Annotated in this window: 16 protein-coding genes; 4 read left to right on the top strand and 12 right to left on the bottom strand. The window is 71.8% G+C overall.

The window, feature by feature from the left end; genetic code table 11:
• Positions 1-739: 739 nt before the first annotated feature.
• Positions 740-1,330, bottom strand: a complete 591-nt coding sequence (locus tag ABD993_RS30770) for a hypothetical protein (RefSeq protein ID WP_345426239.1) — start codon at positions 1,328-1,330, stop codon at positions 740-742.
• A gap of 79 nt (positions 1,331-1,409) precedes the next feature.
• Between ABD993_RS30770 and ABD993_RS30765 the strand changes: the two genes are divergently transcribed.
• Together ABD993_RS30765 and ABD993_RS30760 are read left to right on the top strand one after the other, a co-directional pair.
• The gene (locus ABD993_RS30765; RefSeq protein WP_345426237.1) at positions 1,410-2,489 is read left to right on the top strand and encodes a hypothetical protein; all 1,080 of its coding nucleotides are present in this window, start codon (positions 1,410-1,412) and stop codon (positions 2,487-2,489) included.
• A 36-nt stretch (positions 2,490-2,525) separates the two neighbouring features.
• Entirely contained in the window at positions 2,526-2,870 is a 345-nt protein-coding gene (locus ABD993_RS30760) for a helix-turn-helix domain-containing protein (RefSeq protein ID WP_345426235.1), read from the top strand.
• 36 nt (positions 2,871-2,906) lie between these two features.
• Here ABD993_RS30760 and ABD993_RS30755 read toward each other — a convergent pair whose 3' ends face one another.
• The 4 genes from ABD993_RS30755 to ABD993_RS30740 form a co-directional block, all read right to left on the bottom strand.
• Positions 2,907-4,484 carry a Na+/H+ antiporter gene (locus ABD993_RS30755; RefSeq protein WP_345426233.1) on the bottom strand — a complete coding sequence of 526 codons (1,578 nt, stop codon included), beginning with the start codon at positions 4,482-4,484 and terminating at the stop codon, positions 2,907-2,909.
• A 100-nt stretch (positions 4,485-4,584) separates the two neighbouring features.
• Positions 4,585-5,958, bottom strand: coding sequence for a M14 family zinc carboxypeptidase (locus ABD993_RS30750; RefSeq protein ID WP_345426231.1), 1,374 nt, complete (start codon positions 5,956-5,958; stop codon positions 4,585-4,587).
• 398 nt (positions 5,959-6,356) lie between these two features.
• Entirely contained in the window at positions 6,357-7,130 is a 774-nt protein-coding gene (locus ABD993_RS30745) for an SDR family oxidoreductase (RefSeq protein WP_345426229.1), read from the bottom strand.
• Positions 7,127-8,143 (bottom strand): polysaccharide deacetylase family protein, encoded by a 1,017-nt coding sequence (locus tag ABD993_RS30740; RefSeq protein ID WP_345426227.1) that lies wholly within the window; start codon positions 8,141-8,143, stop codon positions 7,127-7,129. Before ABD993_RS30740 ends, ABD993_RS30745 begins: the two co-directional genes overlap by 4 nt.
• A gap of 109 nt (positions 8,144-8,252) precedes the next feature.
• Between ABD993_RS30740 and ABD993_RS30735 the strand changes: the two genes are divergently transcribed.
• Positions 8,253-9,452, top strand: coding sequence for a PucR family transcriptional regulator (locus tag ABD993_RS30735; RefSeq protein WP_345426225.1), 1,200 nt, complete (start codon positions 8,253-8,255; stop codon positions 9,450-9,452).
• Here ABD993_RS30735 and ABD993_RS30730 read toward each other — a convergent pair.
• On the bottom strand, positions 9,439-10,425 hold the full coding sequence (locus ABD993_RS30730; protein ID WP_345426224.1) for an NADP-dependent oxidoreductase: 987 nt from the start codon (positions 10,423-10,425) through the stop codon (positions 9,439-9,441). The two genes, ABD993_RS30735 and ABD993_RS30730, sit on opposite strands and share 14 nt — an antisense overlap.
• A gap of 109 nt (positions 10,426-10,534) precedes the next feature.
• On the opposite strand from ABD993_RS30730, the gene ABD993_RS30725 reads away from it, so the two are divergent.
• On the top strand, positions 10,535-12,133 hold the full coding sequence (locus ABD993_RS30725) for an AMP-dependent synthetase/ligase (RefSeq protein ID WP_345426222.1): 1,599 nt from the start codon (positions 10,535-10,537) through the stop codon (positions 12,131-12,133).
• Positions 12,134-12,232: 99 nt separating this feature from the next.
• Here ABD993_RS30725 and ABD993_RS30720 read toward each other — a convergent pair whose 3' ends face one another.
• The 6 genes from ABD993_RS30720 to ABD993_RS30695 all read right to left on the bottom strand — a co-directional run bounded on the left by ABD993_RS30720 (position 12,233) and on the right by ABD993_RS30695 (position 17,939).
• Positions 12,233-12,580 (bottom strand): cupin domain-containing protein, encoded by a 348-nt coding sequence (locus tag ABD993_RS30720; RefSeq protein WP_345426220.1) that lies wholly within the window; start codon positions 12,578-12,580, stop codon positions 12,233-12,235.
• A gap of 41 nt (positions 12,581-12,621) precedes the next feature.
• Positions 12,622-13,689 (bottom strand): phosphotriesterase family protein, encoded by a 1,068-nt coding sequence (locus tag ABD993_RS30715; RefSeq protein WP_345426218.1) that lies wholly within the window; start codon positions 13,687-13,689, stop codon positions 12,622-12,624.
• Between the two features lie 67 nt (positions 13,690-13,756).
• Entirely contained in the window at positions 13,757-15,211 is a 1,455-nt protein-coding gene (locus tag ABD993_RS30710; RefSeq protein WP_345426216.1) for a nicotinate phosphoribosyltransferase, read from the bottom strand.
• A gap of 207 nt (positions 15,212-15,418) precedes the next feature.
• Positions 15,419-15,742 carry an NIPSNAP family protein gene (locus ABD993_RS30705; RefSeq protein WP_345426214.1) on the bottom strand — a complete coding sequence of 108 codons (324 nt, stop codon included), beginning with the start codon at positions 15,740-15,742 and terminating at the stop codon, positions 15,419-15,421.
• A complete protein-coding gene (locus ABD993_RS30700; protein WP_345426212.1) occupies positions 15,739-16,845 on the bottom strand; it encodes an LLM class flavin-dependent oxidoreductase in 1,107 nt (368 codons plus the stop codon). The genes ABD993_RS30705 and ABD993_RS30700 overlap by 4 nt, the downstream gene beginning before the upstream one ends.
• A 101-nt stretch (positions 16,846-16,946) precedes the next feature.
• Positions 16,947-17,939, bottom strand: coding sequence for a ribose-phosphate diphosphokinase (locus tag ABD993_RS30695; protein WP_345426211.1), 993 nt, complete (start codon positions 17,937-17,939; stop codon positions 16,947-16,949).
• Positions 17,940-17,954 lie beyond the last annotated feature (15 nt).

Raw genomic sequence — 17,954 nt, 5'->3', positions numbered from 1 at the left:
AGCCCGGCCAGGCGCAGCGCTTGCGCGGTGTGGCTCGCATAGAGCCTGCCCTGCAGCAGGAGCCTCTCGACCTCTGGATCCCGGTGGCCGAGCACGTAACCGATGTCCGCCGTCATGGGTGCGAGCCTGACAGCGCCGATGCTGCGTAGCGTGGAGCAACTGTGAACAAGAACGCACGTCCCGGTCGTGTCGCGGTGTGAGGCCCCCAGGCAACACCCGGTTGGCTTGCGTCAGTGCGGGCCACCCAGGTCGTGCTCCCGGGCGCACTCGCCGCCGAGGGAGGGTGAGCGGCGGGGTGGCCACGTCGCGCCCCACGCGTCCCGCTCACAGGATCCGGGTCGCGGTCAGGTGGTTCCGATCCGCCCGTGACCACCACCAGGGCTGGCGCCCGCAGACCGACGGCCGACCGGTCCCCGACGAGGACCGCACCTGACGACCACCCTGCCCACCGCCGACTACGGCCGCTGCACCGGCTGCGACCAGCTCAAGTCCCTCTCCCACCGCGGGCACCCGTACCCGCACAACCGCTTCACCGCCGAGGCCACGTCCCTGTCTCTGTGGACCCGGCGCTGTACCGGCGAGCACACCCCGGCCCGGAAGGGGCCCCGTGCCGTCGCGCAGGCCGTGGCCGTGACCGCGGAATTGCGATCCAGCCGGGTACGTTTGCCGGCCGCGAGCCCGGAGGTCGTCGAGTCGGGGGCGCGTCGTCAACTCGACCGATCACAAGAGATCTCCCCACCTACCCCCGGCGCCGGACCGCCGCCCAGGCAAGGGCACCGAAGAGCAGACTCCAGACGCCGATCACGATGCGCCCCATCACGAACGGGCCCATGATCCCGGGGATGAGCACCACGAACACGTAGATCCCGGTGACCAGCGTGACCCATCGCGCCCAGCCGGCCACGTGCCGTGCGCGCGCAATGCCGAGCCCGGCGACGACGAGCCCCACACCGGTGACGATCGTCGGCACGGCGTAGAGCGTGTTGACGACCTGTGCCCATCCCCCGTCGAGCGGCTCGGTGGCCGCGGTGATCGCCACGAGTTCCATCATGGTCAGCAGCGCCAGGCCCGCCAGAGCGATCCCGAGCCCCACGCGGGCCCGGACGACGGCGAACACCGTGAGGACGGCCGCGATCATCGTGAGGTGCTGCACAGCGAACACGACCTGTGAGATCGAGTAGACGCCCGTGGTGAACGGGAAGGAGTAGCGATCCTCCCCGACTGCCGGGGTGACCAGCAGCATCACGAGAGCCAGCACGGCCCCGACGACGCCACCCCAGATCCCGATCCGTCCCAGGGCGCTTCGGTCGGCGCGTATCTCGATGTCCATGAGCGAGACGGTAGGAACACCGGCTTGCCGACACATCGGGGCGATCACTCATCATCGCGGTACTCAGTACTCTGCTGGGGTGTCCGCGGACCCCGCCGTCGCGCTGCTCGGGCAGGCTCGAGTGCTCCTCGCCGACCGCAGACCGCACGAGGCCTGGGCTGCCTGCGCCGCCGTCGCGGAGATCGCGCGCCGTCGGGGGGACGCCCTCCTGCTCGCCGACGCGGCGACCGCGCTGCGTGACCTGCGGTTCTCCCCGATCGTCGAGCAGGTCCACAGCCTCTGTCTCGAAGCGCTCGCTCTAGTCGCGGACCGGGACCCCGTCCGGGCCGAGCGGCTCCGCGCCCAGCGGGACGCCACGCGCAGCCCGTGGCGCGAGGCGCCCATTCCGGCCGCCGCCCCGGATCCCGAGTCCCGGCTGCTCGCACTGCAGGCCGCGCACCGACGTCATCAGGACGTCTCCGGCATCGACGCGCGTCTGGGCGTCGCCGCCGAGGCACTCGCGCTCGCCGAGGCCTCGGGATCGGCCGAGTGCGCAGCGTACGGCCACCTGTGGCGGATCGAGGCGCTCGGTCAGCAGGGCCGCCGGATCGAGCTCGACGGCGACCTCGCCGGCTTACGCCATGCCGTGGCACAGCTCGCGCAGCCGGTGTGGGAGGAGCGCCTGGCGCTCGTCCGGGCGTCGTTGTTCCTGGTGGAGGGTCGGTTCGACGACTGTGCCCGGCAGACCGCCGCTGTCCGCGGCTTCCTGGGCCTCGTCATGCGCTCACACCTCGCCGTCCTGAGTGGCGAGGGTCTCGAAGGGATCGAGCGCGAGGTCCGGGCCGTGCTCGACGGCGCCCCCTTCTTCGCCCGCGGCTGGCACGCGCTCCTGCTGCTCGCCCTCGACCGCCACGACGAGGCTGCAGCGATCTGGCGCGCGATCTCCCCGCACGTGCGGGACATGCCGCGAGAGGCACCGGAGTGGCTCGTGGCCACCGCGGGCCACGCCGAGCTGTGTGTGAAGCTCGCCGACACCGCGACCGCTGCCGTGGTCCACTCCGAGCTGCTGCCCTGGGCGTCGCTGCAGATCATCGGGGCCGCAGAGACGCCGTACGGCGGTCCGGTCGCCCTTGCGCTCGGCCGCCTCGACCTGCTGCTCGGCCGTACCGAGGCCGCCTGAGAGCATCTCGGGGCGGCATTGCAGAGCGCCCAGCGGATGCACGCTCTGCCCTACGTCGGATGGGCTCACCTGGAGCTGGCCCGGCTGGGGGACCCGGACCACCTCGCCGCGGCCGGTCAGCTCGCCGATCGGCTCGGCATGGCGCCGCTGGCGGCCGCGGTCGCCGCGCAGCGGGCCCGGTCCGGCCGCGGCCCGCTCTCCCCGCGCGAGACCGAGGTCGCGTCACTGGTCTCCCTGGGCCTGAGCAACCGGGCCATCGCGGCCCGGTTGTACCTCTCCGAGCGGACCGTCGAGAACCACGTCGGACACGCGATGCGCAAGCTCGCGCTGACCTCTCGCGCGGGGTTGGCGGCATGGTTCGCGTCGGAACGACCGCGTTGACCACCATTCCTGTTCGGCCGGACGCGCCGAGGCCGGTCAGTCCACGGGGTCGGGCCGGGAGAACCGGACCTCCTCGATGTCGAGTGTGGCCTGGACCTGGCGCAGCACGATGTCGTCGATGTGCTGCTCGTCGCGCAGCTCGAGGAGCGCCTTGCGCTTGCGGGCGATGAGGGCGAGCCACAGACTCGCGTGCTGGTCGTCGTGCCGCGTCGCCTGGTCCCCTTCGTCGCCGTCGGCCGCGAGCACCTTCCGTCGCTTCTCCATCTCGGCACGCACCCGCGCGACCACGCGCTCGTCGGTGCCCAGCTCGGCCGAGGTGGCCGCGATGGAGGCGATCGCGGCGTCGGTGATGAACACCTCGGCGTACTGCCGTTCCTCCGCGACGGAGTTGTCGACCGGGAGCCGGGCGAACCGCACCACCCGCGGCAGGACCAGCGCCTGCAGCAGCGTCAGCACGATCACCCCGGTGGTGATCACCACGATCAGGTCCCGGTCGGGGAAGGGTGCGCCCGAGTCCAGGGTGCGCGGGACGGCGAGCACCGCGGCGAGCGACACCGCGCCGCGGAACCCGGCCACGGCGTTGACCGAGCGCTGCCGCGCCCCGATCCGGCGCAACCGCTGCGCGGGCCGTCGGTCGAGCGCCCGGATGACGTACGGCGTGGTGTAGAGCCACGCCCAGCGCACCCCGATCACCACCGCGGCGACCAGCAGGATGTCGACCAGCGCGCGGACGAACGAGACGCTGACGAGGTCGCGGACCGCGGTCTGGGCCTGGAGACCGACGAGCACGAACAGCACGCTGCTGAGGACGGTCGTCGAGACCGTCCAGAACGGGACGGAGGTCTGGCGGGTGAGCGCGCCGGTGATGCGCGGGGTCACCTGGCTCAGGAGAAGCCCGCACACGACGACCGCCAGCACCCCGGAGGCCTCGACCGACTCGGCCAGCAGGAAGGCGGCGAACGGCGTCACCAGCATCGCGATGTTCTCCAGCATCGGGTCGTCGATCCGGCGGCGCAGCTGCCAGCTCAGCAGACCGATCAGCGCGCCGGCGAGCACCCCGCCGCCGTACGCCAGCACCAGCATGCCGCTCACGTGGAGCGGGGTCAGGTGCTCCTCGCCGACGGTGATCCCGACGGCGAGGCCGTAGATCACCAGCGCGGTGCCGTCGTTGACCAGGCTCTCCGCGCGCAACACGGTCACGGTCCGGCGGGGCAGCCGCCGGGCCAGGACACCCACCGCGGTCGCGTCGGTCGGGGCGAGCGCGGCACCGAGCACCCACGCCGGGCCCCACTCCAGGCCGAGCGCATGCGCCGCCGCCGCGACCGCCGCGGCGGTGGCGAGGACCAGCACGGTGCTGGTGAGGAGCACGACGCGCAGGTTGTTGCGGATCTCGCGCAGCGAGGTCGTCAGGCTCTCCCAGTAGAGCAGGACCGGCAGGAACAGCAGCAGCACGACCTCCGGCGGCAGCTGAGCCTGACGCAGGTGGGGCACGAACCCGATCAGGACGCCCGCGAGCACCAGCAGGATCGCGGGCGCGATCGGGTAGCGACGGGCCAGCGCACCGCACATGACCAACGCGACCCCGAGGACGACCGCCATCTCCAGACCCAGCACCCGGATATCGTGACGGCTCCCCACCGGGACCTGCAGCCGGCCCGGTTCTCGCGGTCAGGCACCCGTCTCGGACGCCCGGCGGCCGCGGGTCCGAGGCGTCCTAACGGACGTCGTCGAGCAGGCTCCGCGACAGCTCGACGATCCGCTCCAGCGCCTTCCGCTGTGTCGCCACGGTCGGCCCCTCGACCTCCGGTGCGGACTGGAACTCCCCCACCCGCCGCAAGAGCTCGTGGAGCCGCGGGTCCGGCGGCTTGACGAACACGGGGCGCCCGTCGACCCAGACCCAGCCCGGGGTGCCGTCGATGATCCCGCTGAGGATGCGGAAGTCCTGGCGGAAGTCGGTCGGCTCCTGCACCCCGACGTGGATGACGGGCCGTCGCGCGTGCAGGCACAGCGCGACCATCCCCGAGCCGACGTCGGCGAGGATCCGCTCCATCTCCTCCACCGGGGGCTGCGCCTCGCCGGTGAGGCCGAACTCGATGGCGAGGCCGTAGACCGTGGACTTCCCGGGATCGACGAGATGACGGGAGTAGGCGTAGTCGATCGTGGTCCCGGACATCGGGGAGTGGTCACCCGCGCCCGGCGTCCGCCGGGCGAAGGCCTGGATGCGCTGGTAGTCCTGGCCGCGGACCGCGCGCACCGCGTCGGCGACGGCTTCCACGGCGCCCTCCATGGCGTCCTTGTCCGCGGGGTCGATGTACTCGGAGTACCGGTCGGCGTCGGGGGTGCCGCGCAGGCCGTCGAACCGCGGGTTGAAGAAGGTCATGTCGGGCCGGTCGATCTGGTTCGGCGCGTCCCCCCAGCTGTGCATGACCTGGCCGCCGTTGCTGTGGATGTCGAGCAGCCAGCCGATCTGCGGGAACTCGTCGAGCAGCCAGACGACGTTGCGGGTCTCGGCCTCCGAGGCCGCGCTCCGCCCCACGTAGTGGTCGCTCGCGGGGGCGAGGCTGCCCATGGTCGGGACGTGGAGCACGGACGGGTCGAACGCCTTCTCGATGTCCCAGAGGAAGTCGAAGTTGCGGTTCAGGTCGGTGCCGATCCGGTTGTCGGTGTCCGAGAGCCGGCTGCGGTTCTTCCGCCACTCGTCGTCGGTCGACTGGCTGTAGGCGCGGCCGTCGGGGTTGATGCAGGCGACGACGAAGACGTCCACGGTGTCGATGATCGAGGCGACCTCGGCGGCGCCGAACGTCCTGCCGCCGTAGACGAGATCGGTTCCCGCGGCGTAGGTGTCCAGCAGGTCGGCGGCGAACGTCAGCGCGATGTCCGAGCCGCCCCACTCCATGGCGTGCACCCCGGCGAGGAACAGGACGCCCGCGCGCACGCCGCCGTCGTCCGGCCTGCCGATGCGCAGTGCGGTGACGGTCCGGCCCTCGAACGTCGGGTTCGGCAGCGGGACCAGCCGACACAGGGTCGGGTGTCGCTTCGTCAGCTCGACCAGGCCGGACTCGATCTCGTCGACGGTGAGGTAGTGCACTCGGATCGCCCCTTCCCCGGCGACCGACCTCGCCCGCCCGCCGCGGAGGGTCTCGTCCGGAGTGGAGGACCCGTTATCGCAAGACCGGACCGTCCGAACGGGAGCCGTACCCGGGTACCGCCGTCTGCGGATCCGTGTGCGGCGTGGGCTGGATGCGACCCTCGCGCGGATCCACCTTCTCCGCGGCGAGCCGACACTACGCTCTTCTCGAGGTGACCAGGATGTCGAAGAATCGTGAAGGAATCGAGTGTGTCAGCGTCTCCATCGACGCGGCTCGCAGGCCCACCGTTCGGCTCCACACCAGCGCGAGGGAGTCCAGCAGCTCCGCCTCCTCGAACCGGCCTCCTCAGACATCGACGAATGCCTGAAGCCGGTCGCTGACCTCGACATCCGCACCCTCACCCGCTGCACCCCGCGATGCCACCGTCCACCGGCAGGACGACGCCGGTGAGATAGGACCCGGCGGGCGAGGCGAGGTACCGGATCGCGCCGACGATGTCGTCCGCGCGGCCGAGTCGCCGCAGCGGGACGGCCTGCTCGATCAGGGCTCGACCGGAGTCGGACGCGAGCGCGGCGGCCGTCATGTCGCTGGGGAAGGCACCCGGGGCGACCGCGTTGACGAGCACGCGGTCCGGCGCGAGGACGGCGGCGAGGTGGCGGGTCATCATGTGCACCGCCGCCTTGCTGGCCGAGTACGAGTAGTTCTCGAACACCGGTACCCGCAGCCCATCGACCGACCCGACGTTCACCACCCGGGCCGGGTGCTCGGCGCTCGCCGCCCGGCGCAGCGCGGGCAGCAGGGCCGCGGTGAGTTCGAACAGGCCGACCACGTTGGTGCTCAGCACGCGGTCCCACCCCTTGCGCGGGAAGGCGTCGAGCGGGGCTCCCCACGTCACGCCCGCGTTGTTGACCAGCACGTCGAGGGATCCGCCGAACTCCGCGTCCACGGCGTCGACCACGGCGGCGATCCCCTCGGCCGTGCTCACGTCCGCGGGCACCGCGGGGCAGCCGAGTCGGTCGCCCGCGGTCCGGCAGGCCGCGGCCTTGCGGGACGTCACCAGGACCCGGGCCCCGGCCTCGAGCAGCCCCTCGGCCACCATCGCGCCGATCCCCCGGGTCCCCCCGGTGACGACGACCGTGCGGCCGTCGACGTCGAACAGGTCCTTCGTCACGCGTCCGCCGCCGGGTTCCAGTCCAGGTCGGTGGTCACCGGCGCGGAGCCGACGGCCTGCGCGGCGGCGACCAGCGCCGGACCGAGCAGGTCGGCCTCGGTCATCCCCTCGACGGGGCAGCAGTGCTGCACCTGGTTGAGGATCCGCGGGGGCGTGTCGGCGACTCCGACGCCTGCGTGCTCGGCCCACTTCTGCGTGGAGTTGCGGAAGTACCGGGTCACGGTCGGGGGCGCGATCTGGTTGGCCGGGTCGCTCATCGCCTCCTCCAGCGTGACGAACTGGACGCCGGCGGCCGCGTACGCGGCGAGCACGTCGGCGTAGGCGTCGGCGGCGATCGGGGTGCCGTGGATCAGCGCGATGTGGGGCGGCTGCCGACCGAAGACCTCCCGGGCCGCGGCGGCCTGGTTGCGGAGCGCGTCGACCGCCGTCTCGACGAACCCCCGCCGCACCCACGCCGCGGCCTCGGTGTCCCCGGTGACCAGGGTGCGCAGGTAGGCCACGAGGAACTGCACGTCGTAGAACCAGTGGGTGATCGGCGCGGGCAGCAGGCCGCGGCGGACGAGGTGGGTCTGCACGTGGTCGGTCTTGTCCCGGATGTCGCCCCACATGTCGAACGCGTAGCGGAAGTACCGGGTGGGGGCCTTCGCCAACCACGGTTCGAGGATGTCGAGGTTGCGGTCGAGGTCGGCGACGTACGACGCGGCGTCGGTCCAGTTGAGACTGGCGTGCGAATGGGTGTGGGCGGCGACGTGGTGGCCGCGGTCGGTCCAGCGGTCGAGCGCCGCGAGCCACTCCGGGTGGTCTTCCACCGGCGCGGTCGACGTGAAGGCGTACACCTGCGGGACCCGGTGCCGCTCGAACGCGTCGCACAGCATGCCGAGCACGATCTCGGGGTCGTACCCCGGCGGGAAGCCCGCTCCTCTCCACATGAACGGGTCGTCGAGCGTGACGGCGAGCCGCAGCGGCTCCTGCGCGCGTCCGCTCTCGTCGGTGAGCGCGGTGGTGTCGGTCATGGGTCGAGCGTGGGGCAGGCCGCGGGCCCGCCGCGACGCGTCCGGCGCACACCTCCCGGTGTGGTCTCGCCACACCCGACCGGCCCGCAGGCGACCCTACGATGCGCCCATGCCGAACTCCGGGACCGGAGCCAGGTCGACGACGCCGTCGCACCCACCCGTCGCGGAGTTCGTCACCTGGCTCGACCAGCGCGTCGCCCGCATCGTCGACGACATGTACGTCGCCGTCGCCGCCGCCACGCCCTCCGTGGTGCGCGACGACGCGGACGTGCGGCTGCTCCGCGAGGCCCTGGAATCACACATGCCGCTGCTGCGGGGCGCCGCGCAGTCGGCGACGGCCAGGGCGGGCGTACAGCTGGGCAGGCCCGCGGAGCTCTGGGCCCGCCGGCTCGCCCGGGCCGGAACCGACCTGGCCGATCTGGTGCTCGCCTACGACGCCGCCGCCGACGTGATCGTCGCGACCTTCGCGGCGTACCTGCGCGAGACCGGGGTGTCCGACGCCCGCCGGGCGGACGCTCTCGAGATCGTGCTGGACCGGCTGTTCCGCTACCTGCGTGCCGCCTGCGCCGCCGCGACCGCGGCCTACGTCCAGGAGCGCGAGCTCCTGCGCCAGCGGGACGCCTCCGACCTGCGGGCCGTGATCGCCGACGTACTCGCGGGGACCGCGGACAGCCCCGCCGCGGAGGCACGCCTGGGCTACCGCTTCGCCGATACCCACACCGCCTTCGTGGTGTGGGGGCCGCACGCCACCTCCGCCGAGCTCGACCGCGCGGTGGCCCAGCTCCGTGCCGTCGCCCGTCCCCGCCGGCTCGTCGCGGTTCCGGACGGCCCGACCGCCGTCCGCGGCTGGTTCTCAGGCGGCGAGGTCGACGGCTGGACGTCCGGCTCCGCAGGGCTGCGTCTTGCGATCGGCAGCACGCATCAGGGCCTCGCCGGGCTGCGGGCCTCGCACCGGGAGGCGGCCGAGGCGTACCGGCTCGCCGCGCGCTGGGTCGACGGCCCGATCGTCCGGTTCGACGACGTCGTGGTGCCTGCCCTGGCCGACGGCGCCCCCGGCCTCGCCGTGCCCTGGGCCAGCGCCCGGCTGGGTGCCCTCGTCGACCCCGTCCATTCCGACCTGCTGCAGACCCTGCGGATCTGGCTGGCCGAGCTGGGGAGCCCCACCCGAGCGGCGCGCAGGCTGACCGTGCACCCCAACACCGTCGTGAAACGGCTCGAACGGATCGCGGCGCTGCTCCCGGTCCCGTTGGACGCGAGATCCGCCGTGCTGCGGGTCGCGGTCGAGCTCGCACCCCTCACCCGAGGCTGACCACCAGCTTCCCGACGTGGCCTGCATCGAACGACCCGACGAACGTCGGGACGAGGGTGTCGAAGCCCTCCACCACGGTCTCGAACGCGTGCAGTCTGCCCGCCTCGACCTGCGCGCCGAGCTCGGCCTCGCACCGTGCCGCGCGGTCGGTGTGGTCGACCACGACGAACCCCTCCGCCCGGATGCGCTTGGTCACCAGCAGGCCGAAGTTGCGTGGGCCCGGCGGCCGGACGACGTCGTTGTAGCCGGCGATCAGGCCGCACAACGCTATCCGGCCCCCGTTGTTCATCCGGTCGAGGGCGGCTTCCATCAGCGCGCCACCGACGTTCTCGAACACCGCGTCGATCCCGTTCGGCGTCGCGTCACGGAGCCGGTCCGCCCAGTCGTCGGCCCGATGGTCGACGACGGCGTCGACGCCGAGCTCGTCGAGGAGCAGCGCGCACTTGCGCGGCCCGCCCGCGCTCGCGACGACGCGCGCCCCGGCCAGTCGGGCCAGCTGCACGGCGACCGAACCCACCGCGCCCGCGGCGGCGGACACGAACACCGTCTCCCCCGCACGCGGCGCGCAGATGTCGCCCATGCCCACCCACGCGGTCAGGCCGGTCATGCCGAGGATGCCGAGCCGGGCCGTCGACTCGTCGGGCAGCCGGTCCCACCCCTTCGGATCCTCGATCAGCACCTCCTCCCGCCACCCGGTGAACCCACGGACCACGTCACCGGGTGCGAAGTCCGGGTGCCGGGACTCCTCGACCACGGCGATGCCGAGTGAGCGGACGACCTCGCCCACGCCGACCGGCGGGAGGTAGCTCGGGCGGTCGTCGAGCCAGCCGCGGGTGGCCGGGTCGATGCTGAGGTGTCGGGTCCGGGCCCGGACCCCGCCTCCCGGGCAGGGCTGGGGAACATCGACGTACGCGAAGTCGGAGTCCCGGACTCGGCCGTGGGGCCGCTGGGCGAGCACGACGGAATGAGGCACCTGCCCAGGCTGGGCATGCGGCGGACGTTCGGCCATGGTGCGAGGCACCACCGTGTGGTGGGGGCCGGGCACCTGGGCGGCGGATCCCGCCGAACCTAGCGTCCGAGGGATGCCGGACACCGTGGTCTCACTCTTCGACGCACACGTCACCGCCCACCCGGACGCGGTCGCCCTCTCCTCGGGGGACGGCTCGGTGCGCTGGACCCGGCGCGAGTACGCGGCGAAGGCGGCACGGCTCGCCTCGGCGTTCCGCGCCCTCGGGGTCCGCCCCGGCGACACCGTCGCGCTCCTGCTCGGGAACCGGCCGGAGTGGCAGCTCAGCGACCTTGCGGCGTTGCTGGTGGGCGCGACACCGTTCTCCCTGTACGTGACCGCGCCCCCGACGGAGTCGGCCGCACTCGTCGACCGGGCACGCGCCCGGCTCATCGTCGCCGATCCGGACCTGCTGCACGACGACCACCTCCCGGCCGGGGTCCCGGTCGTGACCGTCGACGAGCTGGACCGGCTACCGACCGATCCCGCGTTCGTGCCCCACGTGCCGAGGCCGGACGACGTCGCGACCCTGATCTTCACCTCGGGCACGACCGGCGAGCCGAAGGGGGTGGAGCTCACGCACGCCGCGATCGTCTTCCAGCTCCGCGCCCTGGACTCGATCGTCCGCCTGGACGGGGGAGCCACAGTGTCCTATCTCCCCCACGCGCACATCGTCGACCGGGTGATCGGCCACTACGCCACGCTGGTCGGCGGGACGAGCGTGACGACGGTGGCCGACCCGGCCACCCTGTTCGACGTCCTGCAGCGCGTCCGGCCGCGGCTGTTCACCTCCGTCCCCCGGATCTGGCAGCGCGTCGAACGACTCATGCGCGAGATGCTCCGCGACGGCGCCACCCCCGAGCAGGTGGCGTCCCGGTTCGGGCTCGACGGCGCGCAGTGGCTCATCACCGGGTCGGCGCCGCTCCCGGCCGCGACCCACGCGTTCTTCGCGTCGCTCGGTCTCCCCCTGCACGACCTCTGGGGCCTGAGCGAGACCGTCGCCGTCGCGACCTACACCGGGCCGGACGACGCCTACCGGGACCGGGACGGGACGGTCGGTCGCCCGCTCCCCGGCACCTCCGTCCGGCTCGCCGACGACGGCGAGATCCTGGTCCGAGGCCCCCACCTCGCCCGCGGCTACCGCGACGACCCGCGGGGGACGGCGGCGGCGTTCGTCGACGGGTGGTTCCACACCGGGGACCTCGGCGAGTGGCGGGGGGAGTTCCTCGCGATCACCGGCCGGAAGAAGGACCTCATCGTCACTGCGGGTGGCGAGAACATCTCGCCCAGCCGGGTCGAGGACGTCGTCGCGGCGTCACCCCTGGTCGACCAGGTCCTGATCATCGGCGACGGGCGGCCGTTCCTCGTCGCCCTCGTGGTTCCGGACTTCGCCGAGCTCGACCGCCACGGCCTGCACGGCGCGCCCGAACAGGTCGTCGCCGACCCGCGGACCCGCGCCCTGCTCGGGACGGCGCTCGACACCGCGAATCGGACGCTCGGCAGGGCCGAGAGGATTCGGGCCCACGCCATCCTGCCGCGGCCCTGGACCGGTGACTCCGGAGAGCTCACCCCGACGCTCAAGCTGCGCCGCGGGGCGGTCGAGCAGCGCAACCGCGCCCTGATCGACGAGCTCTACGCTCCGCGCGACAGCTCCGAGACCGCGGTGACACCGTAGGCGTGGACGACGGCGGGTGCCGAGGATCCTGGTAGATGTCGCCGCCGTCGGGGTCCGACCGGCTTTCCGGTTCTCACGGCCGTCGGGGCCGGGTACGGATCACGATCCGGACGCGACCGGTGGCACGTAGAACGACACCTTGCGGATGGTCTCGATCGTGCGCCAGGTGTTGGTGTGCCCGGCGAACAGCCGGACGACGTCTCCCGGCCCGATGACGATGGTCTCGCCGGTGCGGTGGAAGGTGACCTCCGCCTTGCCCTCGAGCACCACGAAGATCTCGTCGGTCGACGAGCCCTGGATCTCCCCGACCTCGGCGCCCCAGACGTCGACCGCCGTGCCCGCCGCGATGCCGTCCAGGTAGCGGGCACCGGTGCGGACCGTCGTCGTCTCGTCCTTCGGCTTCCAGTCGAGCTCGGCCGCGAAGGCGTTTCCCAGAAGCTGGCTCACCGTTCTCCTCACAGATGGATGGGCTCGCGTTCCGCGAGCGGTCAGTGGTCGGCGTGCGCGCCGCACGCCGCCGTGAACAGCCGCCGGGGGTTGGTGGTCAGCAGGCTCGCGGTCACCTCGCCGGGCACGCCGTGGCGCTCCAGCCGGGGGAGGAAGAACCGCGGCACGTACCCGAAGCCGTTGCCGCCGTTGCGGGTCCACATCGCCTTCGACGCCATGTCGTGGCTGAGCAGGATCCGCTCGGCGTGTCCGTCCCGGAACAGCGCGGCGACCGCCGCCGCGGTCTGCTCGGGTGCGGGCGACTGCCCCTCGCCGGCGTAGAAGAACGGCATGCCGATCATGTCGAACTCCAGCCAGACGCCGCGTTCGGCGACGGCGCGCTGGTAGTCCCGGTCCTCGCCGGAGGGGTCCATGTGGCACAGCACGACGCCCTCGGGACGGACGCCCTCCTCGTCGAGCACGATGTCGAGGACCTCGTGGGCCCGCCGCTGCCATCCCGGCAGATGGACGTACAGCGGGACGCCGAGCTCCCGCTGGGCGCGGGCGGACGCGCGCAGGTGGGTCCGCTCCGCCTCGGTGAACAGCGGGGAGACCCCGATCTCGCCGATGATCCCGGGCCGGATACCGGTGTCCCCCACGCCGTCGGAGAACTCGGCGAGGATCTCCACGACGAGGTCGTCGACGGTGGTGTGGGCCCGCCGGGCCGGGTGGAAGGCGTGCACGTACCACCCGGACCCCATGACGACGTTGAGCCCGGTCCGCTGCGCGATGTCCCGGAGTGCGCCCGGGTCGCGGCCCACGTCGCCGTTGGTGCAGTCGACGACGGTGCGGCCGCCCACGGCGACGAAGTTCGCCAGCTCCGCGACCGTGGCGTCGGGATCGTCCTGTCGGGTGTTGTCCAGGCAGCAGCGGGGGTCCTCGCGGAGCAACCACTGCATCGACGGGCCGACCGGGGTGTGGAACAGGGCGCGCTCGGCCGGGTCGTCGGGCTCGTCTCGACGGCGGGCGGACCAGTCGCTGAGCAGGTGCTCGTGGGTGAGCGTCATCCCGAGGGCGTCGACCGGAACCGGGCCGCCCACGGTCGTGACCTGCACGGTCGAGTCGTCCATCGGGTCAGCCTCTCGTTCGCGGGTCCGGGCCGGCGCCCCGTGGGGGGTACGGGGCGCCGGTCCGGGGTCAGGCGGAGACCGCCATCTCCGAGGAGACGGTGCGCATCTGTCCGACGTGCTCGATGTAGTAGGACTCCGGCACCTCCTTCTCGCTGTTGGCGATCAGCTCGGTGAAGTCCCACTTGCGCAGCAGCTTGCCGTCCCGGAAGACCGGCTGCAGCACGTTCTCGGACTCGGGGATCGAGCCCTTCGGCACCGTGGTGTACGTGCCGTTCTCGTACTTCAGCGCCAGCCTGCCCTTCTTCGACGCCTTGAACGCCGCGCCCGTCGGCGACTTGGCGATGTCTCGCCACTGGCCGTCCACGCAGGCCGCGGACGCCTTCTGGCCGAAGTTGTTGGTGTCGCGGTTCCAGTGCTGCAGCAGGCCGCCGCCCATCCCGAAGACCGCGTTCTCGGCGGAGAAGCCGCGCCGCTCGAGCTCCATGTAGACCTGCGGCAGCGAGTGGAAGTTGACCCCGTCGCCCTGCACCACCCGGACGAACGGGGGCAGCACCTTGAACCCCTTGGAATTCACCGTGTAGCCGAAGATGTCCATGAGCCAGCCGGTGGTGTCCGCGGTGACCTCGACGATGTCGCCCGAGTCCGGCCGGATGCCGACGAGACCCGGGAAGTTCTGGACCATCTCCTTGAGCTCGCCACCGATGATGTTCTTGACGCAGTTCTCGTGGTCGTAGGTGTCGGTGAGCACGAGCGCGCAGCCCTCGGGGGCGTAGGTCTCGAGCATGTTCCGGATGGCGCCGACCTCGTCGTCCCGGCCCCAGGCGCAGAAGCCTGCGTGCTCGGCGTTCGGGCCGGAGTTGGAGACCTTGCCCGCGTTGTAGTACCGCTTCGCGGCGAGGATGCCGGGCACGGTGTCGCTCTGGTTGAAGTTCACCAGGTGCGCCAGGCCGCCGAGCGCGGCGGACTGCTGGGAGCTGACGCCCCGGGCGCCGTAGTCGTGCAGCATGTGGCGCAGGCCCGCCGACGAGTCCGCGGTGCGGTCCAACGCCTCCTTGATGACCATCTTGGACAGCCAGCTGACGGTCCCGATGGTGCTGGGGTACCAGACCGCGCGCAGCAGGGCGGTCTCGAAGAAGCTGGTGGCCCAGAAGTACTCCGGGTCGGTGTTGATCACCTGGACCACCACGTTGCGCGACGGCAGGACCGTGCCCTCGGGGACCGCCTCGATCTCGACGGGCAGGTAGCCGCCGTGGTCGTTGAGGATCCCGAGCCAGTTGTTCCGGTTGAAGTGCATGCCCTGCTCGCGGACGACGAACTCGGCCTCGTCGATGTCCTCGAGCGTGATCGGCTTCATCAGCTTCTCGCGCAGGTAGACCTGCAGCCCGACGAACATCGTCACCGGGAAGGCGCCGCCGCGGGACTCGATGTAGCTGGACACGTACTCCGTACCCTCGGGGTACAGCGGGTAGTGGCAGTGCTTGTAGTTGTCCGTGTCGATGATCAGGTTGTCGAGGTACCCCATCGATCCGCCTTCGCTTGAGTCGTTTCTAGTCGAACGGTCTTTCGAGGGATCGCATGGACTCGACCCTCCCGGCTCCCACTCGCGGTGGCCGGTTCTCTGCGTGGCTCACCCTGGTCCGAAGGCGTGCGTCAGGCCAGGGTGCGCGGCAGGCTTACACATGGTTTTAACGTTTCTACATCGCTCAGAAACGCGCCTCGGCCCGGATACTCAGCCCGAGACCGGGTCGGCGGCGAGGACCCGCCGGCGCATCGTCTGGAACAGCGGTCCCCCGGCCTCGGCGGCGGTCAGCGCCTCGACCCACTCGGGGTCGGCGAGCAGGCCGTCCCACTTCCGCTCGAGATCGGCGAGGTCGTCGAACCGCAGCGTGTAGACGAGCTCGTCCCAGGAGTGCTCGCCGATCATGGTGCGGCCCGCGCTGACCAGATCGATGCCGTGCCTGGTCAGCATCGGCACGGTGGCGGAGGCGAAGAGGTCGAGCACCGCCCCGAGCCTGCCGGGGGCCGCCACGTACTCACGGACCTCGTAGATCACGCCCGCTCCTGTTCGGCGAAGGCGGGCAGGACCTCCTGGGCCATCAGCTCCATCTGCGCGACGATCGCCTCGACGGGCTGCCCCCAGGCGATCAGGCAGGCGAGGTGGTCGACGCCCATCGCCTCCATCTCCTTGAACCGCGCGATCATCTTGTCCGCCGTACTGAGGACCGGGTCGGAGTACTCCGTCCAGAGGTTCTCGGACGAGGGCGACTCGGTCGCGGGCCGGACACGGCCCGCCTCCACGAACTCGAGCTTCTCGCCCACGTCGCGCACCTTGAGGCGGTCCTCGCGGGTCGCCGCGCCGCCGCCGGTCTGGGTGAGCGCGAGGTAGTGGTTGTACTCGCTCACCATGTCGTCGAAGAACTCGAGCGCGTCGGCCTCGGTCCGGCCGAGCCAGGTGTGCCGGTAGACCATCACCTCCCCGCGCGGCGAACCACTCTCGGCGGCCGCGGCGTTGAAGGCCTCGAGGAGCGCCTCGAGATCCCCGTGCGGCTCGAAGTTGCCCCAGTTGGGCGCCGTGAGGAGGTTGAGGCCCTGCGCGGCGACCTTCCGCACGCCGTCGACGCTCTGCGAGCCGACCCACAGGTCGGGGCCGGGCTGCGAGGCGGGCTTGGGCACGATCGTGGTGCGCGGGAACGAGAAGAAGCGGCCCTCGAAGGTCACGTCGTCCTCGACCCACACCCGCCGGATGATCTCCAGGGCCTCCTCGTAGATCTCCCGCGACTCGGCGGGGTCCACCCCGATCCGGTCCAGCTGGTAGCGGCCGCCGCCCCGCGCGACGCCGATGCCCATCCGGCCCGGCGCCAGGTGGTCTAGCATCGCCATCTCCGACGCGATCAGCAGCGGGTTGTAGCTGGGCAGCACCACCACTCCCGGCAGGATCCGCAGCCGCGTGGTGCGGGCCGCCGCGAGCGCGGCGAAGGACAGCGAGCTGGGGTTCGCGACGTAGTTCTGGAACACGTTCTCGTTGATCGCGACGCCCTCGAACCCCAAGCGCTCGGCGGTGTCGACGATCGTGAGCATGTCCTGCAGGAGCTCACCCCAGGGCCGGTCCATGTCCGGGTAGAAGAAGGGCGTCGTCACCCAGAACTTCAGCGCCATGTCGGCTCTCCTCGCCCGCTCGTCGGAATATAAACGTTTCTATCCACCATAGCGATCCGGCCTCCGGGCGCCAAGGGGCACCGTGTTTCCATCAAGTGACCTCAGAAGAGGTGGTTCTTGCCACCGAAGACCTCACTGACCGAGTCGTCGGTGAAGATCCGGCGGATGGAGTCGGCGAGCAGCGGGGCGCAGGACACCACGTCGATCGTGTCCGGGGCGCCGGGCCGCAACGGGATCGTGTCGGTCACCACGATCCGCTCGAACGGCGACGCGGCCAGGTTCTCGTAGGCCCGGCCGCTGAACACCGGGTGGGTGGCGGCGGCGAACACCCGCCGCGCGCCCGCCCTGACGACCGCCTCCCCCGCGGCGCGCAGCGTGCCCGCGGTATCGATGATGTCGTCGACGATGATCGCGGTCTTGCCGCGCACGTCCCCGATCACGTGTCCGATCTCCGCGACCTGCTGGGCGGGCCGCTCCTTGTCCAGGATGGCCAGACCGGCCCCCATCCGGGTCGCGAACTGCTTGTTCAGCTTGACCCGGCCCGCGTCCGGCGCGACCACCACGAGATCGTCGTCCAGGTCCGCGAAGTGGTCGGCGAGCATCATCAGCGCGGTCATGTGATCCACCGGGATGCCGAAGAACCCCTGCAGCTGGCCGGCGTGCAGGTCCATGGTCAGTACCCGGTCCACCCAGACCGCCTCGAGCGTGCGGGCGACCATCCGGGCCGAGATCGGCTCTCGCGGCGCGGACTTCTTGTCCTGCCGCGAGTAGCCGTACCAGGGGGATACCGCGATCACCCGGTGCGCACTCGCGCCGACCGCCGCGTCGATCATGACCAGCAGCTCGAGCAACGCGTCGTTGGCGTTGAGCCCGGCCGCGGGATTGGCGCACATCGGTTGGACGAGGAAGACGTCCGCACCGCGGATCGACTCGTCGAACCGGCAGTACATCTCGTCGTTGGAGAAGGTCTTGAGCGTGATCGGGCCGAGGTCGACCCCGAGCTGCCCGGCGATCTGCCCGGCCAGCACCGGGTTCGCCCGGCCGGAGAACAGCATCAGCTGCTTGTCGTAGCCTCGCCTCAGCGACGCCGTCATGAGTCCACCCTTCGT

Origin of the sequence: Pseudonocardia xishanensis (assembly GCF_039541715.1) — a bacterium.
Lineage (GTDB): Bacteria > Actinomycetota > Actinomycetes > Mycobacteriales > Pseudonocardiaceae > Pseudonocardia > Pseudonocardia xishanensis.
This window is presented reverse-complemented; position numbering and strand designations above follow the sequence as displayed.